Origin of the sequence: Micromonospora lacuserhaii (genome assembly GCF_036902735.1) — a bacterium.
Classification (GTDB): Bacteria; Actinomycetota; Actinomycetes; order Mycobacteriales; family Micromonosporaceae; genus Micromonospora.
In genome coordinates this window covers 216,847-242,841 of record NZ_JBAKHO010000001.1, presented here as the reverse complement: position 1 = coordinate 242,841, position 25,995 = coordinate 216,847, and the positions used below count along the sequence as shown (strand labels likewise).

27 protein-coding genes, 3 tRNA genes and 1 pseudogene are annotated in these 25,995 nt (G+C 72.4%); 19 read left to right on the top strand and 12 right to left on the bottom strand.

Annotated elements, in window-relative coordinates:
* Positions 1-15: 15 nt before the first annotated feature.
* Both V6U81_RS01160 and V6U81_RS01155 read right to left on the bottom strand, forming a co-directional pair.
* Positions 16-372 carry a hypothetical protein gene (locus tag V6U81_RS01160; protein WP_334483005.1) on the bottom strand — a complete coding sequence of 119 codons (357 nt, stop codon included), beginning with the start codon at positions 370-372 and terminating at the stop codon, positions 16-18.
* Positions 373-732: 360 nt separating this feature from the next.
* On the bottom strand, positions 733-1,605 hold the full coding sequence (locus V6U81_RS01155; RefSeq protein WP_334483003.1) for an FAD:protein FMN transferase: 873 nt from the start codon (positions 1,603-1,605) through the stop codon (positions 733-735).
* Positions 1,606-1,830: 225 nt separating this feature from the next.
* Between V6U81_RS01155 and V6U81_RS01150 the strand changes: the two genes are divergently transcribed.
* Together V6U81_RS01150 and V6U81_RS01145 are read left to right on the top strand one after the other, a co-directional pair.
* Positions 1,831-2,862 carry a 3-isopropylmalate dehydrogenase gene (locus V6U81_RS01150; protein ID WP_334483000.1) on the top strand — a complete coding sequence of 344 codons (1,032 nt, stop codon included), beginning with the start codon at positions 1,831-1,833 and terminating at the stop codon, positions 2,860-2,862.
* 227 nt (positions 2,863-3,089) lie between these two features.
* A complete protein-coding gene (locus tag V6U81_RS01145; RefSeq protein ID WP_334482997.1) occupies positions 3,090-4,187 on the top strand; it encodes a branched-chain amino acid aminotransferase in 1,098 nt (365 codons plus the stop codon).
* Positions 4,188-4,256: 69 nt separating this feature from the next.
* On the opposite strand, the gene V6U81_RS01140 is transcribed toward V6U81_RS01145, so the two are convergent.
* The 4 genes from V6U81_RS01140 to V6U81_RS01125 all read right to left on the bottom strand — a co-directional run bounded on the left by V6U81_RS01140 (position 4,257) and on the right by V6U81_RS01125 (position 6,762).
* Positions 4,257-4,952 (bottom strand): tyrosine-protein phosphatase, encoded by a 696-nt coding sequence (locus V6U81_RS01140; RefSeq protein WP_334483181.1) that lies wholly within the window; start codon positions 4,950-4,952, stop codon positions 4,257-4,259.
* A 100-nt stretch (positions 4,953-5,052) separates the two neighbouring features.
* Positions 5,053-5,511, bottom strand: a complete 459-nt coding sequence (locus V6U81_RS01135) for a PRC-barrel domain-containing protein (RefSeq protein ID WP_334482994.1) — start codon at positions 5,509-5,511, stop codon at positions 5,053-5,055.
* A 158-nt stretch (positions 5,512-5,669) separates the two neighbouring features.
* Complete coding sequence (gene ahpD, locus V6U81_RS01130) at positions 5,670-6,200, bottom strand: alkylhydroperoxidase, AhpD family (RefSeq protein ID WP_334482991.1); 531 nt, start codon at positions 6,198-6,200, stop codon at positions 5,670-5,672.
* Between the two features lies 1 nt (position 6,201).
* Positions 6,202-6,762: a peroxiredoxin gene (locus tag V6U81_RS01125; protein ID WP_334482988.1), complete on the bottom strand. Its 561-nt coding sequence runs from the start codon at positions 6,760-6,762 to the stop codon at positions 6,202-6,204.
* A 349-nt stretch (positions 6,763-7,111) separates the two neighbouring features.
* Between V6U81_RS01125 and cimA the strand changes: the two genes are divergently transcribed.
* Positions 7,112-8,695 carry a citramalate synthase gene (cimA, locus tag V6U81_RS01120; protein ID WP_334482985.1) on the top strand — a complete coding sequence of 528 codons (1,584 nt, stop codon included), beginning with the start codon at positions 7,112-7,114 and terminating at the stop codon, positions 8,693-8,695.
* A 36-nt stretch (positions 8,696-8,731) separates the two neighbouring features.
* Here the strand turns inward: cimA and V6U81_RS01115 are convergent, their stop codons facing one another.
* A complete protein-coding gene (locus V6U81_RS01115) occupies positions 8,732-9,715 on the bottom strand; it encodes an endonuclease/exonuclease/phosphatase family protein (protein WP_334483178.1) in 984 nt (327 codons plus the stop codon).
* Positions 9,716-10,264: 549 nt separating this feature from the next.
* Here V6U81_RS01115 and V6U81_RS01110 point away from each other — a divergent pair.
* The 8 genes from V6U81_RS01110 (at position 10,265) to V6U81_RS01075 (ending at position 16,076) form a co-directional block, all read left to right on the top strand.
* Positions 10,265-11,314, top strand: coding sequence for an AAA family ATPase (locus V6U81_RS01110; RefSeq protein ID WP_334482983.1), 1,050 nt, complete (start codon positions 10,265-10,267; stop codon positions 11,312-11,314).
* A gap of 17 nt (positions 11,315-11,331) precedes the next feature.
* Complete coding sequence (locus tag V6U81_RS01105; protein ID WP_334483175.1) at positions 11,332-12,312, top strand: DUF58 domain-containing protein; 981 nt, start codon at positions 11,332-11,334, stop codon at positions 12,310-12,312.
* The gene (locus V6U81_RS01100; RefSeq protein WP_334482980.1) at positions 12,309-13,268 is read left to right on the top strand and encodes a VWA domain-containing protein; all 960 of its coding nucleotides are present in this window, start codon (positions 12,309-12,311) and stop codon (positions 13,266-13,268) included. Before V6U81_RS01105 ends, V6U81_RS01100 begins: the two co-directional genes overlap by 4 nt.
* A gap of 31 nt (positions 13,269-13,299) precedes the next feature.
* Positions 13,300-14,160, top strand: coding sequence for a S1C family serine protease (locus V6U81_RS01095; RefSeq protein ID WP_334482979.1), 861 nt, complete (start codon positions 13,300-13,302; stop codon positions 14,158-14,160).
* 106 nt (positions 14,161-14,266) lie between these two features.
* Positions 14,267-14,575: a hypothetical protein gene (locus V6U81_RS01090; RefSeq protein ID WP_334482978.1), complete on the top strand. Its 309-nt coding sequence runs from the start codon at positions 14,267-14,269 to the stop codon at positions 14,573-14,575.
* A 9-nt stretch (positions 14,576-14,584) separates the two neighbouring features.
* Positions 14,585-15,010, top strand: coding sequence for an alternative ribosome rescue aminoacyl-tRNA hydrolase ArfB (gene arfB, locus V6U81_RS01085; RefSeq protein ID WP_334482976.1), 426 nt, complete (start codon positions 14,585-14,587; stop codon positions 15,008-15,010).
* A 50-nt stretch (positions 15,011-15,060) separates the two neighbouring features.
* Positions 15,061-15,441, top strand: a complete 381-nt coding sequence (locus V6U81_RS01080; RefSeq protein ID WP_334482973.1) for a DUF4180 domain-containing protein — start codon at positions 15,061-15,063, stop codon at positions 15,439-15,441.
* 41 nt (positions 15,442-15,482) lie between these two features.
* Complete coding sequence (locus V6U81_RS01075) at positions 15,483-16,076, top strand: GNAT family N-acetyltransferase (RefSeq protein ID WP_334482970.1); 594 nt, start codon at positions 15,483-15,485, stop codon at positions 16,074-16,076.
* A 9-nt stretch (positions 16,077-16,085) separates the two neighbouring features.
* Here the strand turns inward: V6U81_RS01075 and V6U81_RS01070 are convergent.
* A pseudogene (locus V6U81_RS01070) lies at positions 16,086-16,292 on the bottom strand (3-methyladenine DNA glycosylase); the annotation flags it as partial.
* A 25-nt stretch (positions 16,293-16,317) separates the two neighbouring features.
* On the opposite strand from V6U81_RS01070, the gene V6U81_RS01065 reads away from it, so the two are divergent.
* A complete protein-coding gene (locus V6U81_RS01065) occupies positions 16,318-17,712 on the top strand; it encodes a recombinase family protein (RefSeq protein WP_334482968.1) in 1,395 nt (464 codons plus the stop codon).
* A gap of 232 nt (positions 17,713-17,944) precedes the next feature.
* Positions 17,945-18,343: an NUDIX hydrolase gene (locus tag V6U81_RS01060; protein ID WP_334482965.1), complete on the top strand. Its 399-nt coding sequence runs from the start codon at positions 17,945-17,947 to the stop codon at positions 18,341-18,343.
* 172 nt (positions 18,344-18,515) lie between these two features.
* On the opposite strand, the gene V6U81_RS01055 is transcribed toward V6U81_RS01060, so the two are convergent.
* From V6U81_RS01055 to V6U81_RS01045, 3 genes are read right to left on the bottom strand one after another with little or no spacing between them, the layout of a single operon-like run.
* Entirely contained in the window at positions 18,516-19,448 is a 933-nt protein-coding gene (locus V6U81_RS01055) for a 3-methyladenine DNA glycosylase (RefSeq protein WP_334482963.1), read from the bottom strand.
* Positions 19,406-19,633, bottom strand: coding sequence for a hypothetical protein (locus tag V6U81_RS29070; protein WP_420883945.1), 228 nt, complete (start codon positions 19,631-19,633; stop codon positions 19,406-19,408). The genes V6U81_RS01055 and V6U81_RS29070 overlap by 43 nt, the downstream gene beginning before the upstream one ends.
* Positions 19,634-19,667: 34 nt before the next feature.
* Positions 19,668-21,176, bottom strand: coding sequence for a hypothetical protein (locus V6U81_RS01045; RefSeq protein WP_334482960.1), 1,509 nt, complete (start codon positions 21,174-21,176; stop codon positions 19,668-19,670).
* Between the two features lie 167 nt (positions 21,177-21,343).
* Here V6U81_RS01045 and V6U81_RS01040 point away from each other — a divergent pair, with 167 nt between their 5' ends.
* From V6U81_RS01040 to V6U81_RS01025, 4 genes are all read left to right on the top strand, one after another.
* Positions 21,344-22,147 (top strand): fumarylacetoacetate hydrolase family protein, encoded by an 804-nt coding sequence (locus tag V6U81_RS01040; protein WP_334482958.1) that lies wholly within the window; start codon positions 21,344-21,346, stop codon positions 22,145-22,147.
* Between the two features lie 105 nt (positions 22,148-22,252).
* Positions 22,253-22,324: transfer RNA gene (locus V6U81_RS01035), tRNA-Gln, on the top strand.
* Between the two features lie 138 nt (positions 22,325-22,462).
* Positions 22,463-22,535 (top strand) — tRNA-Glu (locus tag V6U81_RS01030).
* A gap of 232 nt (positions 22,536-22,767) precedes the next feature.
* Positions 22,768-22,840: transfer RNA gene (locus V6U81_RS01025), tRNA-Glu, on the top strand.
* A 205-nt stretch (positions 22,841-23,045) separates the two neighbouring features.
* Here the strand turns inward: V6U81_RS01025 and V6U81_RS01020 are convergent.
* Positions 23,046-23,732, bottom strand: coding sequence for an IclR family transcriptional regulator (locus V6U81_RS01020; RefSeq protein ID WP_088646078.1), 687 nt, complete (start codon positions 23,730-23,732; stop codon positions 23,046-23,048).
* A 49-nt stretch (positions 23,733-23,781) separates the two neighbouring features.
* Here V6U81_RS01020 and leuC point away from each other — a divergent pair, with 49 nt between their 5' ends.
* Together leuC and leuD are read left to right on the top strand one after the other, a co-directional pair.
* Positions 23,782-25,227, top strand: coding sequence for a 3-isopropylmalate dehydratase large subunit (gene leuC, locus V6U81_RS01015; protein WP_334482951.1), 1,446 nt, complete (start codon positions 23,782-23,784; stop codon positions 25,225-25,227).
* An 11-nt stretch (positions 25,228-25,238) separates the two neighbouring features.
* Positions 25,239-25,826 carry a 3-isopropylmalate dehydratase small subunit gene (gene leuD, locus V6U81_RS01010; protein ID WP_334482949.1) on the top strand — a complete coding sequence of 196 codons (588 nt, stop codon included), beginning with the start codon at positions 25,239-25,241 and terminating at the stop codon, positions 25,824-25,826.
* Positions 25,827-25,995 lie beyond the last annotated feature (169 nt).

Genomic DNA, 25,995 nt, shown 5'->3' with positions numbered 1-25,995 from the left:
TCGTCGTACCGGCGGTCAGCCCCCGACGGGGGAGGGCGGCGGATAGACCGAGCCGTCCTGGGCGTCGAAGAGCATCAGGCCGTGCTCGCCGGCCAGTCGTTCGATGTCGAGCAGCACCTGGTCCTCGCAGGTCGGGACCAGGTTCAGCTCCACGTGGTCGACGGCCGCGTGCAGCGGGGCCACCTCCCACGGCGTCCCCGGGCCGGCCGGCCGGTCGGGGTAGCTGGCGGTGATGGCCCGGTAGAAGCCGACCACCCGCGGATCCGGGTACCGGTCGCCGTGCTGCCCCTCGCGGCACCGCCGCACCGCCGCCCGCACGTCCTCGGGCGTGGCCCCGTCAGGCAGGGCCCACACGCTGAGATCGAAACTCACGGCGCACAGCGTGCCATCCGGCGTTCCCCCCGGCGACACTGACCCGCCGACGGATACCAGGTGGTGGCGACGGTCCTCGGCGAACGGTCCGCTGTGGAGACTCTTGCGTCGAGTTGCGTCGATTCGCTAGCGTACCGGTGCGGTCACCGGGTGAGTCGAGGCGTCGACACGTCTTCGGGTGACGAGGTCAGGCGTCCGGCCGGCCGGTCCGCACCCCTCGATTGCGCGAGCCACGCGCACTCGTCGCTGACCGGCCCCCACGGTCGTTGCCGAGACCGTGGGGGCCGATCGCCGGCCCGTCGACCGCGCCACCGGTGTGGACCCCCTCCACCCCGTCGGCCGACGTGCCGCCCGCACCACTCAGCGGCGGCCGTGGGCGAAGAGAGCCTGATATCCCGAGCCGTTGCGGAACCAGGACAGCCCGGTGGGCCCGGCCGCGTAGAGCGCGGTGGCGTAGGCGTCGGCGACCGCGAGGTCGGGGCCGACGACGGTGGCGGCGACCAGGTGTTCGGCCGGCTCGCCGGTGTGCGGGTCGACCACGTGCCCGCGCCGGCCGGTCACCCCGGAGGTGCCCACCGCGCCGGCGGTCATCTCCAGCACCAGCGGTGCGCGCCGCCCGTCGGTGGGGTGGTGCACGGCCACCCGCCAGGGGCCGCCGTGCGCGGCGTGCCCGCGTACGGTCAGGTCGGCGCCGGAGAGCACGGCGTAGTCGGTGATGCCGGCGGCCCGCAGCCGGGCCGCGGCCCGCTCCACCGCCCAGCCGTTGAGCAGGCCGCCCGGGTCGAAGCCGCCGGGCACCGCCCAGGCGTCGAACCAGCCGTCGGTGGCCGCGCGCATCGCCGCGCAGCGGTCGACCAGGTCGGCCAGCGGCGGGTACGACTCGGTGCCGATCTCGCCCCGGCGCAGCCGGGAGACCAGGCTGTCCGGGCGGGTGGGCCCGTAGGTGAGGTCGATGGCGCGCAGCTCGGCGACGGCGTCGCGCAGGGCGTCACCGACCACCCGGCGGCCCAGGTGCTGCGGCGCGTTGAGCAGCAGCGAGTACTCGGCGGTGCTGGTGCGGACGGTGTGCGACGCGGCGATCCGGTCGCCGGCGGCGTCGGCCGGGTCGACCCGGTGGGTGCGGGTGCCGAGCCGGAGGTCCGGCCGGCGCCGGGAGAAGGCCGCCTGGTCCACCCATCGGGTGCGCGCCTGCTCGTCCGCCCGGCCTGGTCTGGACTGCTGGTCGATCCGCATCACACCCGCTCCTTCGCCGCCGGCGCCGCAACGCCGCGGCTGGCTCCGTCCCGGGCCCCCGTGACCCGCTGACGTCATCGACCCTAGGTAGCGGAGATGACCGCACCATGAATGCCACCTGGGAGCCTCCTGAGCATCCGAGTTTCCCGGATCGTGGAAGGTCCGTACCGGGAGGCGGGACGACGACGTACGGTGCACCCAGGCGACGAGGTGGAGGAGCGTCAGGTGGCACGGATCGCGGTGGTGGCCGGGGACGGGATCGGACCCGAGGTGGTCGCGCAGGCCCGCAAGGTCCTCGACGCCGTGCTTCCCGGCACCGAGGCCACGGAGTACGACCTGGGCGCGGCCCGCTACCACCGTACCGGCGAGGTGCTGCCCGAGTCGGTGCTGGCCGAGCTGGCCGGCCACGACGCCATCCTGCTCGGCGCGGTCGGCGATCCGAGCGTGCCGCCCGGGGTGCTGGAGCGCGGCCTGCTGCTCAAGCTCCGGTTCGCCTTCGACCAGTACGTCAACCTGCGGCCGTCGCGGCTCTGGCCGGGCGTTCCCGGCCCACTGGCGACCGTCAAGCCGGGCGAGGTCGACCTGGTCGTGGTCCGCGAGGGCACCGAGGGGCTCTACGCGGGCGCCGGCGGCACCCTGCACCGGGACACCCCGGCCGAGGTGGCCACCGAGGAGAGCCTGAACACCCGGCACGGGGTGGAACGGGTCATCCGGGACGCCTTCGCCCGGGCCGCCCGCCGGGAGCGGCGCAAGGTCACCCTGGTGCACAAGACCAACGTGCTCACCCACGCCGGCTCGCTCTGGGCCCGCGCCTTCGAGGCCGTCGCCGCCGAGCACCCCGACGTCGCCACGGAGTACCAGCACGTCGACGCCGCGGCGATGTTCCTGGTCACCCAGCCCCAGCGGTACGACGTGGTGGTCACCGACAACCTCTTCGGTGACATCCTCACCGACATCGCCGCCGCGGTCACCGGCGGCATCGGGCTCGCGGCCAGTGGCTCCATCAACCCGACCGGGGCGTACCCGTCGATGTTCGAGCCGGTGCACGGCTCGGCGCCGGACATCGCCGGCAAGGGGGTCGCCGACCCGGTCGCCGCGGTGCTCTCCGTGGCGCTCCTGCTCGACCAGCTCGGCCACCCCGACGCCGCCGCCCGGGTCACCCGCGCGGTCGCCGCGGAGTTGGCCGCCCGCACCCCGGGCGTACCGCTGCGCACGGCGGAGGTCGGCGACCGGCTCGCCGCCCACGCGGTGAGCTGACCGGCCCGTCAGCTCCGTCACCGGTCCGGCGCCGGGTCGCCAGACCCCGGGCCGGGCCGCGGTCGTCCCCGAGGCCGCCTCGCCGACGCCCCCGCGCGCCCTCATTCGGAGCGCTCGATCTGCCGGGGCGGAGCTATCCGCTGAACGACCGTTCGGGGTAAGTTTCAGGCACCAGTGACGTCGGTGTGCGATCCCGCACGCCGCGAACCCGCAGGGAGGTCAGCGCGATGAGCGGTGGTGACAAGCTCGATTTCGAGATCCGTCCGAATCCCGCGCCGGTATCCGCCGCCGACCGGGCCGCCCTGCTGGCCAACCCGGGGTTCGGCCGGGTCTTCACCGACCACATGGTCACCATCCGCTACGCCGAGGGCAAGGGCTGGTACGACGCCCGGGTCGAGGCGCGCGCGCCGATCCCGATGGACCCGGCCAGCGCGGTCCTGCACTACGCGCAGGAGATCTTCGAGGGGCTCAAGGCGTACCGGACCGCCGACGGCTCGGTCACCATGTTCCGCCCGGAGGCCAACGCGGCCCGGTTCGTCGCCTCCGCCCGCCGGCTGGCCATGCCGGAGCTGCCGCCGGAGGCCTTCGTCGAGTCGCTGCGCAAGCTCGTCGAGATCGACCGGGACTGGATCCCGGAGGGCCCGGACGCCAGCCTCTACCTGCGGCCGTTCATGTTCGCCAGCGAGGTCTTCCTCGGCGTCCGCCCGGCCAACGAGTACCTCTACTGCGTCATCGCCTCGCCGGCCGGGGCGTACTTCGCCGGCGGCGTCAAGCCGGTGACCGTCTGGGTCTCCCCGGACTACACCCGGGCCGCGCCCGGCGGCACCGGCGCGGCGAAGTGCGGCGGCAACTACGCCGCCTCGCTGGCCGCCCAGGCCGAGGCGATCGAGGCCGGCTGCGACCAGGTGGTCTTCCTCGACGCGGTGGAGCGCCGGTTCGTCGACGAGCTGGGCGGCATGAACGTCTTCTTCGTCTACGACGACAACACCCTGGTCACCCCGCCGCTGACCGGCACCATCCTGCCCGGCATCACCCGGGACGCGATCCTCACCCTGGCGGCCGCCTCCGGGCACCGGGTCGAGGAGCGGCCGATCAGCTTCGCCGACTGGCAGGCCGACGCCGCGAGCGGCCGACTGCGCGAGGTCTTCGCCTGCGGCACCGCCGCGGTGATCACCCCGATCGGCCGGGTGCGCTTCCCGGACGGCGAGTTCCTGATCGGCGGCGGCGAGCCGGGCCGGTCCACCACTGCGCTGCGCGAGCAGCTGGTGGCCATCCAGCGCGGCGAGGCCGAGGACCCGCAGGGCTGGGTGCAGCGCGTTCTCTGATCGTTTCCGACGTCCGCCGGCCCGCCGCCTCCACGGCGCGGCCGGCGGACGTGTTTCCGGAGCGGCGGCCTACTCCAGCAGGTGGGCGCGGAGGGCGGCGAGCTGGTCGTCGGTGATGCCGGACCGCCGGAGGTAGTCCTCCACCGACCCGTACCGCTGCCGCAGTTCGGCGAGGAAGAGCACCATCGCCTCCGTCGGGGTGGTCAGCGGGGGCAGCCCCGGCCGGATCTGCTTGCCGGTGCTCTCGAACCAGGCCTGGAAGCGCGCGGCAGCCTCGGTGCTCAGCGCGTAGTCGGCGACGATCTCGGCGTCGGAGACGCCGAGCGCGGCCAGCGTCAGGCTGCAGACGAGGCCGGTGCGGTCCTTGCCGGCGACGCAGTGCACCAGCACGGGGGCGTTCGTCTCGTCGGCGATCAGCCCGACCGCCTCGGCGAGCCCGGCGGCGCCGGTCTCGGCCAGGTCGGCGTACCGGTCGGCGAGGTAGCGGGCCAGGTCGGTCTCCGGCCGGTAGGGGACTTCACCCCAGTCGGCGTGCTCCGGGTGGATGTTCCGGTACGCCAGCCCGTCGAGCTCCGGCACCCGGCCGTCCCGCTCCACCTCGGACGGCCGGCGCAGGTCGATCACCGTCCGCACGCCCAGGGCGGCGAAGGCCTCCCGGTCCGCGCCGTCGAGCCGGTGTGGTGAGTCCGAGCGGTAGAGCCGCCCCCAGCGCACCGTGCGGCCGTCGTGACCGGGGTAGCCGCCGATGTCGCGGAAGTTGAACATGACGGAGAAGGGGATCCGGCGGTTCACCTCGATGTCGTCCACGTCGACACGGTAACGGCCGGTGGGGCGTCGCCCCACCGGCCGTCGGTGTCCGTTCCGGTCAGCGTGCGGTGCCCGGAGGAAGGTTGCCGTACGTGTCGTCGTAGTAGCCGCCGAGCTTGTCCCGGTAGGCCGGGTCGCTGTGGCTGCTCTCGTCGTACTCCGGCGCGGCCTTGATCTGGTCCTTGTCCCGGTCGACGTAGACCTTGCGCTCGTCATGGTCGACCTGGTTGACGGTGCCGGCCGGCAGCATGACCTTCTTGCCGAAGATCCACGGGCCGGTGTCGACGACCAGGAAGCTGGCGCCGACCTCGTGGCTCGCGCTGTCGATCTTGCCGATGCTGCCGTCGGTGGCCTCGACCTTGTAGCCGACCAGGTCCGCGTCGGCCACCCGGGCCTCGTCGCGGTAGCTCCACGGGTTGAAGGCGCCCGTGGGCGCTCCGCCGGGGAACGCTCCCTGGCCGCCGTCGATCATGGGGTCCGTCGTGCCGTGCGTACTGCGCGGGTCGAGCCTGTCCATGGCAAAACTCCTGCCTCGACTGTGAAGTCGTTTTGGGGAGGACGTGCTTCTTACGCATCTTCGGGGTACCCGGGCCTGCCGGCTTTCACACCATGTGACCGAAAATGACGATGGGCCGACGCCGCGACACGCGGCATCGGCCCACCAGTGGATACGGTTCAGCCCAGTGCGGCCTGGGCGTCCAGCGCGACCGCGGCGGCGTGTACGACGGCCGCGATCCGCAGTCCCTCGTGGACCTGTTCCCGGGTGAAGCCTGAGGCGCGCAGCGTCTTCTCGTGCGACTCAAGGCAGACCCCGCAGCCGGTGATCGCCGAGACGGCGAGGCACCAGAGCTCGAAGTCGCCCTTCTCCACGCCCGGCTTCGCGATGATCTGCATCCGCAGCCGGGCCGGCATCGACGCGTACTGGTCGTCGCCGATCAGGTGCTTGGCCCGGTAGTAGACGTTGTTCATCGCCATGATGGTGGCGGCGCCCTTGGCCGCCTCCACCGCCTCCGGGGTGAGGTGGCTGGCCGCCTCGGCGGCGATCTCCCTCAGCACCACCGGATTGCGGGCCGCGACCGCGCAGGCCAGGGCCGTGCCCCAGGCCTGCTCCGGCTTGAGCGTCGAGGTGCCGACGGTGGAGCCGAGGTTGAGCTTGATGTCCTTGGCGTACTCGGGCAGCGCCGCCTTGATGACGTCCAGACCCACCTCAGGCACCGGCGCCGGCGAGCAGGGCGTTGGCGTCCAGGGTCTGGCCGCCCTTGTTCCAGTTGCACGGGCAGAGCTCGTCGGTCTGCAGCGCGTCGAGCACCCGCAGCACCTCGGAGACGTTCCGGCCGACCGAGCCGGCGGTGACCATCGCGAACTGGATCTCGTTGTTCGGGTCGACGATGAAGGTGGCCCGCTGGGCGACGCCGTCCTCGCCGAGCACGCCGCAGTCGCCGGTCAGCTCGCGCTTGATGTCGCTGAGCATCGGGAACGGCAGCTCGCGCAGGTCCGGGTGGTCCTTGCGCCAGGCGTAGTGGACGAACTCGTTGTCCACCGAGACGCCGAGCACCTGCGCGTCGCGGTCCGCGAACTCGCCGTTGAGCCGGCCGAACTCCGCGATCTCCGTCGGGCAGATGAAGGTGAAGTCCTTCGGCCAGAAGAAGACCACCCGCCACTTGCCCTCGTGGGACTTGTGGTTGATCGTCTCGAACGCCTTGTCGGCGTCGAGCGACACGCAGGCGGTGAGTTCGTACTCGGGGAAGCGGTCACCGACAGTGAGCACGGGTCCTCCTTGACAGCGGCACGAGGGCCGTTAACTGGATCGGTTCCAGATACTCCCCGCAGCGTTGTTTCCGTTGGTCGGCGGCCGGGTGACTTGTGAAGTCGATCACCGGCGAAGCGTTCCGCCCGGAGCGGGCCGCGGATCGGGTACGGCCACCCTGCGTCATCGTCCCGACATGTGGATTGTTCCTCCCAAAACCGGGGCGGGGTGGCAGAGTGGCGATCGTGACCAGCACCGTCCTGATTATTGGCAGCTAGCGCGCCGGCCTCCCCTCCGCCGAGCGCGCAGACCTCCCGCATCCGCGGGGGGTCTTTTTGTTGCTCGCACCAGGCACGAAGAAGGGACCACCATGACGTTCCAGGTCTACGACACCACGCTGCGCGACGGTGCCCAGCGCGAGGGGCTCAGCTACTCGGTGGTCGACAAGCTCGCGGTGGCCCGGCTGCTCGACGAGTTCGGCGTCGGCTTCATCGAGGGCGGCTGGCCGGGCGCCGTGCCGAAGGACACCGAGTTCTTCCGCCGGGCGCGCACCGAGCTGCACCTGAACCACGCGCTGCTGGTCGCCTTCGGCGCGACCCGCCGGGCCGGGGTCGCGGTCGCCGACGACCCGCAGGTGCGCGGGCTGCTCGACGCGCAGACACCGGCGATCGCCCTGGTCGCCAAGGCCGACATCCGGCACGTCGAGCGGGCCCTGCGCACCACCGGCGCGGAGAACCTGGCGATGATCCACGACACCGTGGCGCACCTCGTCGCCGAGGGGCGGCGGGTCTTCGTCGACGGGGAGCACTTCTTCGACGGGTTCCGGCACGACCCGGCGTACACCACCTCGGTGGTCGAGACCGCGCTCGCCGCGGGCGCCGAGCGGTTCGTGCTCTGCGACACCAACGGCGGCATGCTGCCGTCCCGGGTTACCGCCGCGATCGCCGACCTCACCGCCCGGACCGGCATCGCCCCCGAACTGCTCGGCATGCACGCCCAGAACGACACGGCCTGCGCGGTGGCCAACACCATCGCCGCCGTCGAGGCCGGCGTCCGGCACGTCCAGGGCACCGCCAACGGCTACGGCGAGCGCCCCGGCAACGCCGACCTCTTCGCCGTCGTCGCCAACCTCCAGCTCAAGCTCGGGCTGCCCGTCCTACCGGAGGGCTGCCTGGAACAGATGGTGCGGGTCTCGCACGCCATCGCCGAGATCGCCAACATCGCCCCCGACACCCACCAGGCGTACGCCGGGGCCGCCGCCTTCGCCCACAAGGCGGGGCTGCACGCGAGTGCGATCAAGGTCGACCCGTTGCTCTACAACCACGTGGACCCGTCGGTTGTGGGCAACGACATGCGGATCCTGGTGACCGAGATGGCCGGCCGGGCCAGCGTCGAGCTCAAGAGCCGCGAGCTGGGCCTGGACCTGGCCGGCCATCCGGAGGCGCTGTCGAAGGTCACCAGCCGGGTCAAGGAGCTGGAGGCGGGCGGCTGGTCGTTCGAGGCCGCCGACGCCTCGTTCGAGCTGCTGGTCCGCTCCGAGCTGCCGGACGCCGCCCCGGCGCGGCCGTTCGCGCTCGAGTCGTACCGGGTGCTGGTCGAGCACCGTGAGGACGGCGCGGTGGTCTCCGAGGCCACCGTGAAGATCCGGGTACGCGGCGAGCGGGTGATCGCCACCGCCGAGGGGAACGGCCCGATCAACGCCCTCGACGAGGCGCTGCGGGTCGGCCTCTCCCGCCACTACCCGGAGCTGCGCCACTTCGAGCTGGCCGACTACAAGGTCCGGATCCTGGAGGGCAGCCACGGCACCGGCGCGGTGACCCGGGTGCTGGTGGAGACCGCCGACGGCACCGGCCGGGACTGGACCACCGTCGGGGTGCACCCCAACGTGGTCGAGGCGTCCTGGCACGCGCTGGTCGACGCCCTCACCTACGGGCTGGACCGGGCCCGGGTCTGACCGGCCCGGGGCGGGCCGCGACGGCCCCGGCGCCGGTCAGGCGGTCGGGAGGCGCAGCTCGGCGAGGACGGCGCGATGGTCGCTGCCGGGCACCCCGTGCACGCGGACCGCGCGCACCGCGATCCGCCGGTCGACCAGCACGTGGTCGATGGTGACCGGCGGGATCAGGTCCCCGTCGTACGGACCCCAGGTGCCGGTCAGCCCCGCGCCGGCGGCGTCGGCCGCGTCGACGTACCCGCTGCCCAGCAGGGCGCGCAGCGGGGCGTGGTCGAGGGTGGCGTTGAAGTCCCCGGCCAGGATGCTGAGCGGGCCGTCCGGGGTGGCCCGCGGCTGCGCCCGTAGGTCGGCGAACCAGTCGTCGACCACGGCGATGGCGTACGGCGCGGCCGGGTGCGCCGACTCGACCCGCAGCGGCGGCGCCCCGGGCACCGCCAGGGTGCCGTACGCCTGGGTGAACGCGAACCCGGGGTTGCGCCGGAAGCCGCCGGCGGAGAGCGGGAAGCGGGCGTAGACACCGGAGCCGGTGGTGCCCACCTCCGGGTTGAGCTGCCGGTGGGGGAGCAGCTCGGCCAGCCCCGCCCGGTCGAGCGCGGCCTGCGCCTGGGGGGTGAACTCCTGCACGGTGAGCACGTCCACCCGCTCCCGCCGGACCAGGTCGACCAGGGTGCGGGCGTCGCCGCCGCCCTTGAGCAGGTTGGCGGTGAGCAGCCGCAGGGTCGGCCCGCCCGCCGCCGGCTGACCGGAGGCCAGCGCCCGGGGCGCCACCGCACCGACCAGGCTCAACGCCAGCACGGCCGCGACCACCGCCGGCCAGCGGCGCCGCAGGGCGAGCGCGAGCAGCAGCGCCAGCACGCTCCAGGCCGCGACGTACGGCGTGAAGGCGACCGCCTGCACCAGCGGCCCCCGCTCCAGCCCGGCCAGCCGAACCACCGCCGCGCCGACCGCCGGTACGACGGCGAGCCAGCAGAGCCCGTCGGAGATCCGGCGCCCGGTTGCCGGCGCGGTCGTCGCAGTGTCCACCACGGTCGCCAGGCTAGCGGCCGAAAGGGTCGCGGAGGGGCCCGCCGGCTTTTCGTGAATGTGCCGAGGTTCGCCTCTCACAATTTCCGGCGACGTTGTCAGAATTGCGAAACGCGGCGGGAGCTATTGACCCTCCACTTTTTGCGGTGCTACGTTCCTCCTGGTTGTGGCGTCGCAACAGAGCGTAGTAACACCCGATCAGAGCCGGTATGAGGTGAGGATGAATCCACACCTCAGGTGCGGATGAAAGCATTCGTCTTTCGTCACCCGGCTCGTCCGCAAAATGCAACCGGCCCGCCGGCACGAGCGGGTCGGCCGTATCGCCACGGTCACACAAAGGGGAACCTCATGGCCACATTCTTCAGGCGTAAGGCGGCAGGGGTGACGCTCGGCGTCCTGGCGCGACCGTCCGGTGTGGAACGTCCGTTCGTCGCCCGCTCACCGGGTTGCCGACCGGGCGGGTGACTCGTCCCGTTCCGGGGCGGAAAGGGCCTGCCAGGGGCTGATAATCCGACGTTTGTCCGGCCGTCGCCCCGGGAAGCAAGCACCGTGACGGACATCTCGGACACCCTGGCCAGCCTGCCCAGCCCGGTCGATCCCGACGCGGTGGGCGCCGAGCTGGAACAGACCCTCTTCGAGGTCAGACGCGTGATCGTCGGGCAGGATCGGCTCGTCGAACGCCTGCTCACCGCACTGATCGCGGACGGGCACTGCCTGCTGGAGGGGGTGCCCGGCGTCGCCAAGACCCTCGCCGCGCACACCCTCGCCACCGTCGTCGGCGGCACCTTCTCCCGGATCCAGTTCACCCCCGACCTGGTCCCCTCCGACATCGTCGGCACCCGGATCTACCGGGCCTCCAAGGAGAGCTTCGACGTCGAGCTGGGCCCGATCATGGCCAACCTGGTGCTGGCCGACGAGATCAACCGGGCCCCGGCCAAGGTGCAGTCGGCGCTGTTGGAGGCGATGGCGGAACGGCAGGTCACCATCGGCGGGCGCAGCTGGCCGGTGCCCGAGCCGTTCCTGGTGCTGGCCACCCAGAACCCGATCGAGTCCGAGGGGGTCTACCAGCTCCCCGAGGCGCAGCGCGACCGGTTCCTGATGAAGGTCGTGGTCGACTACCCGAGCGACGCCGACGAACTGGCCATCCTCTACCGGATGAGCGCCGACCGGCCCCGAGCGCGGCAGATCCTCGACCCGGCCCGGCTGCGCGCCTTCCAGCAGTGCGCCGCCCACATCTTCGTGCACCACGCGCTCGCCGAGTACGTCGTCCGGCTGATCCTGGCCACCCGGGACCCGGGGCGGTTCGGCGCCGGTGAGGTCGCCCCGATGCTGGCGTACGGGGCGAGTCCCCGGGCCACCCTCGGCCTGGTCGCCGCGGCCCGCGCCCAGGCGCTGCTGCGCGGCCGGGAGTACGTGCTGCCCGAGGACGTCCGGGAACTCGCGGTGGACGTGCTGGCGCACCGGCTGGTGCTCTCCTTCGACGCGGTCGCCGACGGCGTCTCCGCCGAGGCGGTGGTGCGCCGGCTCGTCGACGCGGTGCCACCGCCCGTCCTGGCCACCGGGCAGCCCGAGCACGCGCCGGACCTGGCGGCGGCGTGAGGCGCGCCGCCGTGGCCGTGCCGGCCGACCCGGGCCTGGCCGAACTCGCTCCCGAGCAGCGACTGCGCCGGCTGGAGCTGACCGTCACCCGCCGCCTGGACGGCCTGCTCCAAGGGGAGCACCGGGGCCTGCTCCCGGGCCCCGGCAGCGAGATCGCCGGCAGCCGTGAGTACCGGCCGGGGGAGGACGAGGTGCGCCGGATGGACTGGGCGGTGACCGCCCGGACCACCGTGCCGCACATACGCGAGGTCGACGCCGACCGGGAACTCAGCACCTGGCTGCTGGTCGACGCCAGCCCCAGCATGGAGTTCGGCACCGCCGAGCTGGACAAGCGCGAGCTGTCGGTGGCCGCCGTCGCGGCGGTCGGCTTCCTCACCGCCGGCGCCGGCAACCGGCTCGGCGCGCAGGTCCTCGCCCCGACCGGGCTGCGCCGGTTCCCGGCCCGCGGCGGTCGTACCCACCTGCTCGGGCTGCTCCGGGCGCTGCTGACCGCCCCACGCGCCGGCGGGTACGACGCCGACGCCGCGCCGGCCCCGCCCGACCTGGGCGAGGCACTCGCCGCGGTGCAGCGGATGGCCACCGCACGCGGCCTCGTCGTGGTGGTCTCCGACTTCCTCGACGGCCTGCCCGACGACCACCACGAGCCGGTGCCCTGGGAGCCGGCGCTGCGCCGCCTCGCCGCCCGGCACCAGGTGCTCGCCGTGGAGGTCACCGACCCGCGCGAGCTGGAGCTGCCGGACGTCGGCCTGATCACCATGGTGGACCCGGAGACCGGCCGGCGGCGGGAGGTCTGGACCGGTGACCCGGCCCTGCGCCGGCGCTACGCCAGCGCCGCGGCCGCCCAGCGCGACCAGGTACGCCGGGCGCTGCGCCGGTGCGGCGCGGCCCACCTGCCGCTGCGGACCGACCGGGACTGGACCGCCGACATCGTGCGGCACGTACACGCCCAGCGCCGACTCGCGGCGGCGCCCGCCACCGCCCGGGGAGGTATCGCGTGACCTGGCAGTCGCCCGCCCGGCTCCTGCTGTTGCTCGGGGTGCTCGCCCTGGCGGTCGGCTACCTGCTGATGCAGCGCCGGCGCAGCGCCTACGCCGTCCGCTTCACCAACCTGCGGCTGCTCGACCGGGTCGCGCCGAACCGCCCCGCCTGGCGGCGGCACGTGCCCGCCGGCCTCTTCCTGGCCATGCTGGCGCTGCTGGTGGTGGGCTTCGCCCGGCCGGCCGCCGAGGTGCGGGTGCCCCGGGAACGGGCCACCGTCGTGGTCGCCGTCGACGTCTCCACCTCGATGCTCGCCAGGGACGTGGAGCCCGACCGGCTCGGCGCGGCCAAGGAGGCCGCCACCCGCTTCGTCGACGGGCTGCCCGACGAGTTCAACGTCGGGCTGGTCGCCTTCGCGGGCAGCGCGGCCGTGGTGGTGCCACCCGGCACCGATCGGGAGGCGCTGCACGACGGCATCGGACGGCTCGCCGAGGGGATGACCGGGGTACAGGGCACCGCGATCGGCGAGGCGATCAGCGCATCGCTGGGCGCGGTGAAGGGGCTGGACGCCAAGGCGGCCAAGCAGCCGCCGCCGGCCCGGATCATCGTGCTCTCCGACGGCGCGAACACCGCCGGCATGGACCCGATGGAGGCCACCGCGGCGGCGGTGACGGCCAAGGTGCCGGTGCACACCATCTCCTTCGGCACCCCGGGCGGCTTCGTGGACCGGGGCGGCCGGCCGATCCAGGTGCCGGTCGACGGGCAGACGCTCAAGGCGGTCGCCGAGCAGACCGGGGGCGGGTTCCACGAGGCCGGCTCGACCCGGGAGTTGCGCGACGTCTACGAGGACATCGGCTCCTCGGTGGGTTACCGCAAGGAACGCCAGGACATCTCCGCCCGGTTCATCGGCCTCGGGCTGGTGTTCGCCATGGGCGCCGCGGCCGGGTCGATGCGGTGGTTCTCCCGCCTGCCCTGAGCCCGTCGAGCGAGCAGTGAGGAGCGGACGTATGGCAGCACAGACCGGACTGGGCGAGCCCCGGGGACCGTGGTTCGTCTCGCCGGAGCTGGGGCCGGACGGGCGGCACCGGTGGGACGTACCGGAGTCGGGGGAGGACGCCGCCCGGCGGCGCTGGCGCGGGCGGTTGCTGACCGCGGCGGCCGTGGTGGCGCTCTCCACCGTCTCGGGAGCGGCGGCCGGCGGTTGGGTGGCCGGTCAGGGCGGCGGCGGACCGTCGGCCGCGTCGGCCGCCCCGGTCCCGGCGGAGCTGGTGACGGCCGCCCAGAAGACCGTGCCCGGGGTGGTGTCCGTGCTGGTCGGCGGCGGCCCCGGGCAGGGCGCCACCGGCTCCGGCTTCGCCATCGACGACCAGCAGCACATCATCACCAACGACCACATCCTGGCCAAGGGCGGCGGCGGCGCGGTGACCGTGGAGCTGCCCGACGGCCGGCGGTACGCCGCCGAGGTGGTCGGCCGGGAACCGGGCAGCGACCTGGCGGTGCTCAAGGTGCCGGCGGCGGCCGGCCTGTCCCCGCTGCCCCTGGCCAAGCCCCGTTCGACCCGGGTCGGCGAGCCGGTGCTGGCGGTCGGCTCGCCGCTCGGCCTGGCCGGGACGGTGACCGCGGGCATCGTCAGCGCGCTGGACCGCCAGGTCCGGTTGGGCACCAACCGGCGCAGCGCGGTGCAGACCGACGCCTCCATCAACCCGGGCAACTCCGGCGGTCCGCTGGTGAACGCCCGCGGTGAGGTGGTCGGGGTGAACACGGCGATCGCCACCATCGACGGCAACGGCTCGATCGGCATCGGCTTCGCCATCCCGATCGACCAGGTGCAGCAGACCGCCGACACGATCATCGGCAAAGGCGGCTGAGTCGGACGCGCCAGGACCGGACGGTCGTAGCGGTAAAACTGTCGGATACCGGGCCCAGACCCATCGGGCCATAGAAATATCACGCTGAGTCTGGATACTGGCGTGGGTGGAGCTTCCTCTCATAGCGGTCCTGCTCGCGGTGGGACTCTTCATCGGATGGGGCGTGGGCGCGCAGTACGCCCGGGCCAAGCGCGGCTGGACCGACTACAAGGCCGCCCAGAAGGCCGTGCCGGGGGCCCGCAAGACCGCCTGGCTGCTGGTGCGGGCGGTCACCACCAAGGTCGGCGTGATCGCGCTGCTGCTGATCGGCGCGGTCGCGTACGCCGCCGTCGGGTCCGACCACGACCGGGCCGAGCCGGCGCCCGGCCCGACGCCGAGCGCCACCACCCCGCACGGGGGCAACCGGGCACGCTAGCCTCGGGGTGTGGACGACGGGCTGCGGGTGACCGACCGGTGGGTGGTGCCCGCCGCCGAGCTGAGGGAGCGTTTCTCCCGGTCGTCCGGCCCGGGTGGGCAGGGCGTCAACACGGCCGACTCGCGGGTGGAGCTGAGCTTCGACGTCGCGGGCACGCCCAGCCTCCCGCCGGCGCTGCGGGCCCGGGCGCTGGACCGGCTGGCCGGCCGGCTGGTCGACGGGGTGCTCACCATCGCCGCCAGCGAGCACCGGGCCCAACTGGCCAACCGGGAGGCCGCCCGGGAGCGGCTCGTCGGGCTGCTGCGCGAAGCCGTCGCCCCGCCGCCCCCGCCCCGCCGGCCGACCCGTCCGTCCCGGGGGGCCAAGGAGCGCCGGCTCGCCGACAAGAAGCGCCAGTCGCAGCGCAAGCGCGACCGCCGGGTGGACGGCGACTGACCGCCGCAATTCCGGTGCCCGGCACCGGCTCGGCTGTCTAGGCTGCCAGCATGTCCGCCGACACCCTGGCCACCCTGCACGGCCGTACCCTGCTCGCCTGCGCCGTCGACGGTCCGACGCTCTGCTCGGCCGCCGACGCCACGGACGTGATCGGCGACGCGCTGGGCCACGGGGTCGACCTGGTGGTGCTGCCGGTGGGCCGGCTCGCGCCCGAGTTCTTCGTCCTGCGTACCGGGGTGGCCGGGGAAGTGGTGCAGAAGTTCGTCAACTACCGGTTGCAACTGGCCGTGGTCGGCGACATCTCCGCGCACGTCACCCGGAGCAACGCCCTGCGCGACTTCGTCGCCGAGGCCAACCGCGGTCGCCAGCTCTGGTTCGTCGACACCATGGCCGAGCTGGAGGAGCGGCTGCGCCAGCGGGCCACCGCGTAAACGGGTTGAGGGCGGCTCGGGCGGTGCCCAGAATCGCCCGGGTGACCCCCGACTTCGCCACCAAGCCCACGCTCACCGGCGACCTGGTGACGCTGCGCCCCTTCGTCGACGCCGACCTCGCCGTGTTCCGCGACATCCTGACCGACCCGGAGGCGGCGCGGCTGACCGGCAGCCCGCCCGACGAGATCGACGAGGAGCGGCTGCGCTCCTGGTACGGCAGCCGCAACGCGCAGACCGACCGGCTCGACCTGGCCGTGGTGGACAACGCCACCGGCGCGTGCGTCGGCGAGGTGGTGCTGAACGACTGGGACCGGCACCACGACAACTGCAACTTCCGGATCCTGCTCGCCGCCGCCGGCCGGGACCGCGGCCTCGGCACCGAGGCGGTACGCCTCATCGTCGGTCACGGCTTCGAGGGGCTCGGCCTGCACCGGATCTCGCTGGAGGTGTTCGCCTTCAACCCGCGCGCCCGCCGGGCGTACGAGAAGGTGGGCTTCGTCGCCGAGGGAGTGCTGCGGCAGGTGCTGCGCGACGGTGACGGGTGGGTCGACGCCACGGTCATGTCGATCCTCGCGCCGGAGTGGGCGGCGCACCGCGGCCACCCCGACCTTCCGTCCGGGGCGTCCCGGGGCTGACCGGGCCGGTCAGGCGGCCAGGGCGGCGTCCAGCGCCGCCACCAGCCGGGCCCGCAGCGCCCCGGCCCGTTCGGCGAAGCCGCGCTGGGCGGTGGCGTACTCGGCCCGGCCCTCCGGGGTCTCCACCGCGACCGGGGGGTACCCGAGGGCCGAGGCGACCAGCGGGGAGAGTTTGTACGACCACTTGTAGAAGTCAATGCGTATCCTCATCCCAGGCAACTTCGACCGGAGGGACGCAGGGATGGACGTCGTCATCTACGCACGGCTCAGCCTGGACAAGCTGGGTAACGAGCTGGGCGTTGATCGGCAGCTCGAAGCCTGCCGGGAGTTGGCGGCTCGTCAGGGCTGGACGGTGACGCGGGAGCTGATCGACAACAGCATCAGCGCTACGACCGGCCGTGTGCGGCCGGCGTTCGAGAAGCTGCTCACCCTGAGCCCGAAGCCGGACGCCATCATCGTTTGGCATCTCGACCGGCTCGTCCGCCTCACCCGTGAGCTGGACCGGGTGATCAGCTACGGCGTACCCGTCCACGCTGTCACCGCCGGGATGCTGGACCTAAGTAACCCGACAGGCGTCCTGATGGCCAACGTGGTCACCGCGTTCTCTCAGTTCGAGGGTCAGCAGAAGGCTGCTCGTCAGCGCCTGGCAGCCACGCAGCGCGCTTCTCAGGGCCGGCCCTGGTGGTCGGCTCGACCCTTCGGATACGAGCGTGACGGATCGCCTCGTGCTGGCGAAGCCGACGCCGTTCAGCGTGCGTACCAGGATCTGCTGGCGGGGCGCTCCCTGTTGTCGATCGCTGACGAGTGGAACCGCCAGGGCAAGCTCACCACCAGGGGGAGGAGCTGGACGGGCGCGACTGTTCGTCAGCTCCTCATGTCTGCCAGGAACTGCGCTATCCGTACATACGCAGGGGATGAGGTCGGCCCTGGGAACTGGGATGCCTTGGTGCCCGAGGAGATCTACCGTTCCGCTGTCCGTGTGCTCAACTCCCCTGCCCGCAAGACTGGTGGTGGCGGTCCCCGTCGCAGCCTGCTGACGGGTGTGGCTACCTGCGCCAAGTGTGGTGGCCCCATCCGCACGGCACGGCGTGGACGGAAGGGCGAGCAGGGTAGCTACGCCGTGTACGAGTGCAAGCTCAAGCATTGCGTATCCCACCGTCAGGACGAGGCTGACACCATGGTCAGCGAGCGTGTGATCCGCTTCCTGACCGCTCCCCAGTTCGCGGAAGCGTTCGAGCAGAGCGAGGATGACCTGCCTGTTCAGCAGACGAGGGACGAACTGGGGAGCCTGCGGTCACGGCTCGATGATCTGGCCACCGACTACGCCGCCGGGCTCGTTACGCGATCGCAGTTCCTGACTGCATCCCAGACCATGCGCAGTCGGGTGGATGAGTTGGAGGATCAGCTATCCCAACTGGGGAGTGACAGCGCGGTCAAGGGCGTCACCGGGATGACGGACGAGCAGGTACGCCGTCACTGGGATGGGTTGGATGTAGACCGCAGGCGGTCCCTGATCCTCGCGGTTGTCGTGAGCTGCCGTCTCCGCCAGAAGGGGCGTGGCGTCCGCCGCACCGATGAGCGGCATGTCGATGTGTCGTTCAGGGCGGGAGACGCTGCGAAGGTTGCGAGCATCTGACACAGGGGAGGAACCGAACCGGGGAGAGGCCCCGAAGGGGCCCATCTTCGGACTCCTGATCTTCAAGTTCTCCGCCGACGCATGAACACCAGGGAGCGCAGCGATCCTGTGGTGCGGACGCTTCGCGGCAGGGCCCCTGCATCCCAGCGCTACTGGTATCAGCTCTACAGCAAGAGACCCCTTCGGGGTCTATCCAGGGTCTACTGCCCACGAGCCTAGGGAGTGCAACGCCGTGACCATCATCGACAAGATCGCCTGGATCCATCTCGAGAACGGGGCGATCCTCAGCTCTCGCTCACGGGGCAAGGATGTGTACTACATCCCGGGCGGTAAGCGAGAGCCCGGCGAAGGCGACATCGACACCCTCGTTCGTGAGATCCGGGAAGAACTCAACGTCATCATCGCCGCAGACACCGTTCAACACCTCGGAACGTTCCACGCTCAAGCTCACGGACACCCCGATGGGACGCTGGTGCGCATGACCTGCTACACCGCCCGCTACCAAGGAGTTCTGCAACCGAATAGCGAAGTCGAGGAGATCATCTGGCTCACGCACTCCGACCGCCATCGAGTCTCCCCGGTCGATCAGATCATCTTCGATCACCTGCATGAGACGGCCCGTCTGCGTTGAGGCGCACGCCGACACCCGTCCACATGTCTTGGTATTCCTCGCCGTTCTTGGCGGGTCCCCAGCGGCCATCTCCACAGCTCAGAGGGGAGATCGCTGTCTCTGATCGACACCGGAACCGGGGCAAGATGGCGGACGCTATGACACAGCGGTGCGGAGGGAGTGCGTCAGGGGGTCATGCCCCCACCCGTGTCGATGGCTCCGCTTCCTCAAGCAGTTCCGCACAGACACCGATAAGTCGGGCGCGTAGATGGCCAGCACGCTGCGAGAACTCGCGTTGACGAGCCACGTACTCGGCCTTGCCCTCCGGTGTCTCGATAGCCACCGCCAGCTCCCCGTAGGAGGAGAAGTCGTACGGGGATGCCTGCATGTCGAGTAGCCGGATGTCCCTCGCCAACTCGAAGCAGTCGAGCGCCAAGTCCCCCGGAACCGCAGGGCCCAGCTTGGTTGCCCACTTGTGGCAGTCCATCGACGCATGCAAGCAGCCCGGCTGGTCAAGCACTACCTGGCTCTCCCTCGTGGGTTGGAGCCGGTTGAGGCTGACTGCGTCTGGGGTGAAGAACCGGAACGCATCGAAGTGTGTGCAGCGGATCTGGTGAGACTCGACTACCGCGTCAGTACCCTCTTGCCCAAGTCGCAAGGGGAGTGGATGCCGATGCTCACGTTGGCGGTACACCATCGCCCACTCGTGCAGGCCGAAGCAGCCAGTGAACGCCGGTCGCGACGCGATCGCGGACAACAGTCGATGGATGAAGCGCACCGACTCGGCCCGGTCGACGAGGAACGCTGCGACGTCGAAGCTCACGACCCCGTCCGCGTCCGTGGCGTACCAACGCCACTGTCGGTGCGGGGCAGAGCCGTTCGGGCCCGGCTCCAAGGAGATGCCCACGCCCGGGTGCCACCGTCGGAGCACGGAGGGCCTGGTGCCGTAGTAGTCGTACAAGAAGTCATCGATCGCGTGGCGTTCCCTCGTGGCCTTGCGGGCGCGGTGACCCGCCGTGAGGGAGTCTGAGCGCTTCTTGTGCGCTTCCAAGAGGGAAAGCCAGCTTGCGGCGGGGATGCTGGTCAACGGTTTGGGCCCTTGTTGTCCGCTTCGCGCCGCTTGCATACCCCCGGCCTCCGGAAGGTGCCTGAGTTGCGCATGCGCAGATCCTCCACCGGGTGCTTCCCGCCGACCTTGCGGCGGGCCAGGTGCGGCGCCAGCCAGGCGTCCACCCGGGCCTCGTGCGCGGCCCGCCGGGCCTGCCAGTCGGCCGCGTCCAGGGCGGCGGCGGGAGCGAGGGCGGCGGTCACGGACCCCAGGGTACGACCGCCGCCCGTCCCCGCCTCAGGGCACGTCCACCCGCACCCCGGCGGAGAAGACCCCGCTGCGCAGCTCCAGCTGCTTCGGCTTCTGCATGCCGTGGACCGTGAAGACCAGCGGCAGCACCACCCGGTTGCCTGCCGCCACCGGCTGGGCGAAGACGTCCCGCCCCAGGTTCGCCACCCGGGTGGCGTCCTCGTCGGCGCTCACCCAGTTGCCGCCCGGCAGGTAGGCCCGCTGGAGCTGGCCGTGCCAGGTCTGCTGCTCGGGCGTGACGTTGCGCACCCCCACGGTGGCCTGGCACTGCTGGCTGGCCGTCTTCGCCGTGGCGCAGGTGATCCGGTAGACGGTGAACTCGAAGGACTTCTCCCGCAGCGGCGTCCCGAGCGGCCCGCTGGCGGTCTTCCCCGTCCAGGCGCCGCTGCTGGGCTGCTTGGTGGTGTCGATCGCGGCCACCCGTTTGGTGCCCGTCCAGACCGCGGCGAAGACCACCCCGGCCAGCACGGCGGCGGCGACGCCGACGGTCAGCCAGACCGGTGGGGTGCGGCGCCGTGCCGCGGCGCCGGGCGTCGCCGGGCGTGGGTGGACGAGGCCCCCACCGGGCGCCTCGGGCCCTCCGGCGTACGCCGGCTGGCCGGCCGCCGTCGGCGCGGTACCGGTCGGTTCCACCCCGCCCCGCCGCCGGCGGGCCCGCTGCCACCACCAGATCCCGCCGGCGGCGAGCACCAGGAGCGCGGCCAGCGCGGCCGCCAGGACCGGCGTCCGGCGCCAGGTCGGCGTCGGGGTCACCTGGGCCGCCGGCGACGCCGGGGCGGCCTGCCAGGTCGCCGTCGCGCAGTCGTACGGACGGCTGCCGTCGCTGGTGAAGGCGCAGGCCGGTGCGGTGAGCGCCTGACCCGGGGCGGTGGCGGCGAGCGCCGTGTCCAGGGTGGTGGTGCTGCGGGCCGGCAGGGTCAGCCGCCAGGTCACCTCCCCGGTGCCGGTCCGGCCGGCGGGGCGGGTGGTGAGTCCGCCGGCGCTGACCGCCGTGGTCGACGCGCCGGGCGGCAGCTCCTGCCGGACCATCGCGCCGATCGGGGCGGTGCCGGTGTTGCGCACCTGGATCCGGTAGCCGGGCACCGGCGTCCCCGCCGGCGCGACGGTCACGGTCACGGGTGGGGCGGGCCGGGGAGCGCCCGGGTTGGCCGTGGTGGCCATCCCCGGGGCGGGGACCGCCGGTGTCACCGGGATCACCGCGCCGGTCGCCGCCGCTCCGGGCACCGCGGGTCTGCCGGGCGCCGCGGGTCTGCCGGGCTCCGCCGGTGCCGGTCTGCCGGGCTCCGCCGGTGCCGGGTGCCCCGCCGGTCCGGGAAGCGCCGCCGGCCGGGTGGCCGCCGCCTCCGCTCCCGGCGTGGCGGTGATCTCCGCGCGCGGCGTCGCGGCAGCGGCCCGGGTCGGCGGAGCGGTCGTGGGCAGCGCCGGTACGGCGGCGAGGACGCCCAGGCAGTTCACGAACACGGCCAGCGCCCTGTGGTGTCGTCTCGATGCAGGCATACGAACGAACCTCCGGAGCTGAAACTATGGGCGGGCACCCTCCGCGCGGGTACGAAGTGCCGAACCCGGCCCGGGCCGGCGGCCCACGGCGTACGCTGCGCCGACGCGGGGCAGCCGGTGTCCGCCGGCGGGGGAGGGATGCGCCGGCGGCGGGATAGATTGGCCCCGTGCGTATCGCTCGTTTTGCTCATGCCAAGGGAATGTCGTTCGGGGTCGTCGAGGGCGAGCCGGAGGCCGGGCCGCAGGGCCTGACCATCGCCGAGATCGAGGGCCACCCGTTCGGGCAGGTCACGTTCTCCGGCGCCCGGTGGGCGCTCTCCGACGTCCGCCTGCTCTCACCGATCCTGCCCAGCAAGGTGGTCTGCGTCGGCCGCAACTACGCCGAGCACGCCGCCGAGCACGGCAGCGAGGTGCCGAAGGAGCCGCTGCTGTTCTTGAAGCCCTCCACCTCGGTGATCGGCCCACGGGACGCGATCCGACTGCCGATCTTCTCCAAGCAGGTGGAGCACGAGGCGGAGCTGGCCGTGGTGATCGGGGCGCCGGGCGCGCGCCGGGCCGACCGGGCCGCCGCCGAGCGGGCCATCTTCGGCTACACCTGCGCCAACGACGTCACCGCGCGGGACCTGCAGCGCTCGGACGGGCAGTGGACCCGGGCCAAGGGCTTCGACTCGTTCTGCCCGATCGGGCCGTGGATCACCACCGGGCTGGACGTCTCCGACCTGGAGATCCGCTGTGAGGTGGGTCGCAACCCGGAGGAGATGGAGGTGCGCCAGCTCGGCCGGACCAGCGACATGGTCTTCGACGTGCCGGGCCTGGTGTCGTACATCTCGCACGTGATGACGCTGCTCCCCGGCGACGTGGTGCTGACCGGCACCCCGGCGGGGGTTAGCCCGCTCACCGAGGGGGATACGGTCACCGTCCGGATCGCGGGGATCGGTGAACTCACCAACCCGGTGGTTCCGGTCGCCTGATCCGTCCGAGCCCTGTTTCCGCAGCTCACGGGCGGTCTGGGGGGTTGGATTTGGCCTCGCGGCACCGGGAGGGTAAAGTTCATTCCCGGCGCCGCAAGGGGCCAATGGGGTATGGGGTAATTGGCAGCCCGACTGATTCTGGTTCAGTTAGTCTAGGTTCGAGTCCTGGTACCCCAGCGCAGCCGGGGATTCGCGAGAATCCCGGTCGCTGGATTCTGTCGGAGTTCGCTCCGCTTCCGTAAAAGGGGGCGGAGCGGATCTCTGGTAGAGTGCAGTCTTCCCGCCCGAGAGGGTCGGGGAGGCAGGTGAAGTTCTGGCCCCGTCGTCTAGCGGCCCAGGACGCCGCCCTCTCAAGGCGGTAGCGCCGGTTCGAATCCGGTCGGGGCTACAGCGCTGACAGCCCGTTCCACTCCGGTGGGGCGGGCTTCTTCGTGTCCCGGCTCGGTGTTCTCCCGCCGCCTCCCGGCCCGCTGGGCTGCCGGGCTCGGCGTCTCGCCCGCGCTCCGTGCCGGCCGTCAGACGGGCCGTACCGCCACCCGCCCCCGTCGTCGGGCCGGCAGCCGATGCCGCTAGACTATTCCCGCACCGCTCGTCAGGGCGGTGAAGCAGGAAAAGTGCCTGGCCCCGTCGTCTAGCGGCCCAGGACGCCGCCCTCTCAAGGCGGTAGCGCCGGTTCGAATCCGGTCGGGGCTACAGATCCGAACGGCCCGTCTCGCCCCGCGAGGCGGGCCGTCCGCCTTCCCAGGCCCGCCCCCCCGATCGCCCACCCCCACCCCCCCGTTGATCAAGAAGTTTGCGCACGGATCGGGGTCCGACCCGTACGCAAACTTCTTGATCAACTCGGGTCTGGCGGGTGGCTCGCTGCTCGGCGGGGGTTGTTGGGGGGCCGTGGGGAGGGTCAGAGGCCGGAGAGGCGTTGGCCGGCGCGGACGACGGCCATGGCGTGGCGTTCGCCGGGGCGGCGACCGAGGCGCTCGATCGGGCCGGAGATGCTGATCGAGGCGATCACCCGGCCGGTCCGGTCGCGGATCGGGGCCGAGACGCTCGCCACACCCGCCTCCCGCTCGGCGACGCTCTGCGCCCAGCCGCGGCGGCGCACCTCGGCCAGGGTGCGGCCGGTGAACTTGGAGCGCGGCAGCAGCGGCATCACCGCCTCCGGCGGCTCCCACGCGAGCAGGATCTGTGCCGCCGAACCGGCCGTCATCGGCAGCACCGAGCCGACCGGCACGGTGTCCCGCAGGCCGCTGGCCCGCTCGGCGGCGGCCACGCAGACCCGCTCGTCGGCGCGGCGCAGGTAGAGCTGGGCGCTCTCCCCGGTGGCGTCGCGCAGCGCGGCCAGCAGCGGCTCCGCAGCCGTGAGCAGCACGTCCGGTGCGGCGTTGGCCAGCTCCCCGAGCCGGGGCCCGGGACGCCAGCGCCCCTGGGTGTCCCGGACCAGCATCCGGTGGATCTCCAGCGCCTGCGCCAGCCGGTGCGCGGTGGCCCGGGGCAGCTTGGTGCGTTCAACGAGTTCGGCCAGGCTGGCGCCGTCGACACAGGCGGCCAGGATGACCACCGCCTTGTCGAGGACGCCGACACCGCTCATACTGTGTCCCACAAGCCGAAACTTACCTCCCAGAATTTAGGATGTCCAGATGGTGGGAGTCACTCCTGAGCCGAGGACCCTGGCCGAGAAGGTCTGGGACGCGCACGTCGTACGGACCGCCCAGGGCGAGCCCGACCTGCTCTACATCGACCTGCACCTGCTGCACGAGGTGACCAGCCCGCAGGCGTTCGACGGGTTGCGGCTGGCCGGCCGCCGGATCCGCCGTCCCGACCTCACGCTCGCGACCGAGGACCACAACACCCCGACCGGCTACGACGACCCGTCGTTCCGGTTGCGCCGCGGTGACCTGCTCACCATCGCGGACCCGACCTCCCGTACGCAGATCGAGACGTTGCGCCGCAACTGCGCCGAGTTCGGCGTCCGGCTGCACCCGCTCGGCGACGAGAACCAGGGCATCGTGCACGTCATCGGCCCGCAGCTGGGCGTCACCCAGCCCGGCATGACGATCGTCTGCGGCGACTCGCACACCGCCACCCACGGCGCCTTCGGCGCGCTGGCCTTCGGCATCGGCACCAGTGAGGTGGAACACGTCCTGGCCACCCAGACGCTGCCGCAGGCGCGCCCGAGGACGATGGCGGTGAACGTCACCGGGCAGCTCGCCCCCGGCGTCACCGCGAAGGACCTGGTCCTCGCGCTGATCGCCCAGGTGGGCACCGGCGGCGGGCGCGGCCACATCGTGGAGTACCGGGGCGAGGCGATCCGCGCGCTCTCCATGGAGGGGCGGATGACCGTCGCCAACATGTCCATCGAGTGGGGCGCCAAGGCCGGCCTGATCGCGCCGGACGAGACCACCTTCGCGTACCTCAAGGGGCGGCCGCACGCGCCGCAGGGCGCCGACTGGGACGCCGCGGTGGCGTACTGGCGGACGCTGCCCACCGACGAGGGGGCGACCTTCGACGCCGAGGTGACCCTCGACGCCAGCCGGATCACCCCGTTCGTCACCTGGGGCACCAATCCCGGTCAGGGCGCCCCGCTGGCCGCGGCCGTGCCGGACCCGGAGGAGTTCGTCACCGACTCCGAGCGGGCCGCCGCCCGTCGGGCCCTGGAGTACATGGCCCTGACCCCCGGCACCCCGCTGCGCGAGCTCGCCGTCGACGTGGTCTTCGTCGGCTCCTGCACCAACGGCCGGCTGGAGGACCTGCGGGCCGCCGCGGACGTGCTGCGCGGGCACAAGGTGGCCGACGGGGTGCGGATGCTCGTCGTCCCCGGCTCGGCCGCCGTGCGCGAGGCCGCCGAGGCGGAGGGGCTGGACAAGGTCTTCGCCGACGCCGGTGCCGAGTGGCGCTTCGCCGGCTGCTCGATGTGCCTGGGGATGAACCCCGACACGTTGCGGCCGGGCGAGCGCTCCGCGTCGACCTCCAACCGCAACTTCGAGGGCCGGCAGGGCCGGGGCGGACGTACCCATCTGGTCTCCCCGCCGGTCGCCGCCGCCACCGCCGTGGTCGGCCGGCTGGCCGCCCCCGCCGACCTGTAGAGAAGGGCAGCATGGACAGGTTCACCACCCACACCGGCGCGGCCGTGCCGCTGCGCCGCTCCAACGTGGACACCGATCAGATCATCCCGGCCGTGTACCTCAAGCGGGTGACCCGGACCGGTTTCGCCGACGGACTCTTCAACGCCTGGCGAGAGGACCCGACATTCGTCCTCAACGATCCCGCGTATTCCGGTGCGTCGATTCTCGTGGCCGGCCCCGAGTTCGGTACGGGATCCTCCCGGGAGCACGCTGTCTGGGCGCTGCGCGACTGGGGGTTCCGGGCGGTGATCTCCCCCCGGTTCGGTGACATCTTCCGCGGCAACGCGCTCAAGGAAGGGCTCCTTCCGGTCGAGCTGGAATTGAAGGCGGTGGAGGAGATCTGGGACCGGGTCGAGGCCGAGCCGACCACCCCCGTCACCGTCGACCTGACCGCCCGGGAGGTCCGGGTCGGTGAGTCCACCTGGTCGTTCCCGCTGGACGACCACAGCCGCTGGCGGCTGATGGAGGGCCTGGACGACATTGGACTCACCCTCCGGCACGACGCCGAGATCGGCGCGTACGAGACGACCCGGCCGCCGTTCCTGCCCGCCGTCGCATAGCCGTACGCCCGACCGTTGCACGGTTTTCGCCCCCACCGGACCACCCGGTGGGGGCGAATCCGTTACGACACAAGGGCTTTTTTCCATCGAATGTTTGTGTCCCGGCAGCACAGGGCATACCGTGCGCGCAGAATGGCTCGCGTCGAGTCAGTTGCACAATCGGGAGGAA

Coding starts and splice junctions, on each gene's coding strand:
- V6U81_RS01155 (WP_334483003.1), bottom strand. CDS start 1,605: ATGCGGATCGACCAGCAGTCCAGACCAGGCCGGGCGGACGAGCAGGCG.
- V6U81_RS01145 (WP_334482997.1), top strand. CDS start 3,090: ATGAGCGGTGGTGACAAGCTCGATTTCGAGATCCGTCCGAATCCCGCG.
- V6U81_RS01140 (WP_334483181.1), bottom strand. CDS start 4,952: ATGTTCAACTTCCGCGACATCGGCGGCTACCCCGGTCACGACGGCCGC.
- V6U81_RS01135 (WP_334482994.1), bottom strand. CDS start 5,511: ATGGACAGGCTCGACCCGCGCAGTACGCACGGCACGACGGACCCCATG.
- cimA (WP_334482985.1), top strand. CDS start 7,112: ATGACGTTCCAGGTCTACGACACCACGCTGCGCGACGGTGCCCAGCGC.
- V6U81_RS01095 (WP_334482979.1), top strand. CDS start 13,300: ATGGCAGCACAGACCGGACTGGGCGAGCCCCGGGGACCGTGGTTCGTC.
- V6U81_RS01080 (WP_334482973.1), top strand. CDS start 15,061: ATGTCCGCCGACACCCTGGCCACCCTGCACGGCCGTACCCTGCTCGCC.
- V6U81_RS01065 (WP_334482968.1), top strand. CDS start 16,318: ATGGACGTCGTCATCTACGCACGGCTCAGCCTGGACAAGCTGGGTAAC.
- V6U81_RS01055 (WP_334482963.1), bottom strand. CDS start 19,448: ATGCAAGCGGCGCGAAGCGGACAACAAGGGCCCAAACCGTTGACCAGC.
- V6U81_RS01045 (WP_334482960.1), bottom strand. CDS start 21,176: ATGCCTGCATCGAGACGACACCACAGGGCGCTGGCCGTGTTCGTGAAC.
- V6U81_RS01020 (WP_088646078.1), bottom strand. CDS start 23,732: ATGAGCGGTGTCGGCGTCCTCGACAAGGCGGTGGTCATCCTGGCCGCC.
- leuC (WP_334482951.1), top strand. CDS start 23,782: ATGGTGGGAGTCACTCCTGAGCCGAGGACCCTGGCCGAGAAGGTCTGG.
- leuD (WP_334482949.1), top strand. CDS start 25,239: ATGGACAGGTTCACCACCCACACCGGCGCGGCCGTGCCGCTGCGCCGC.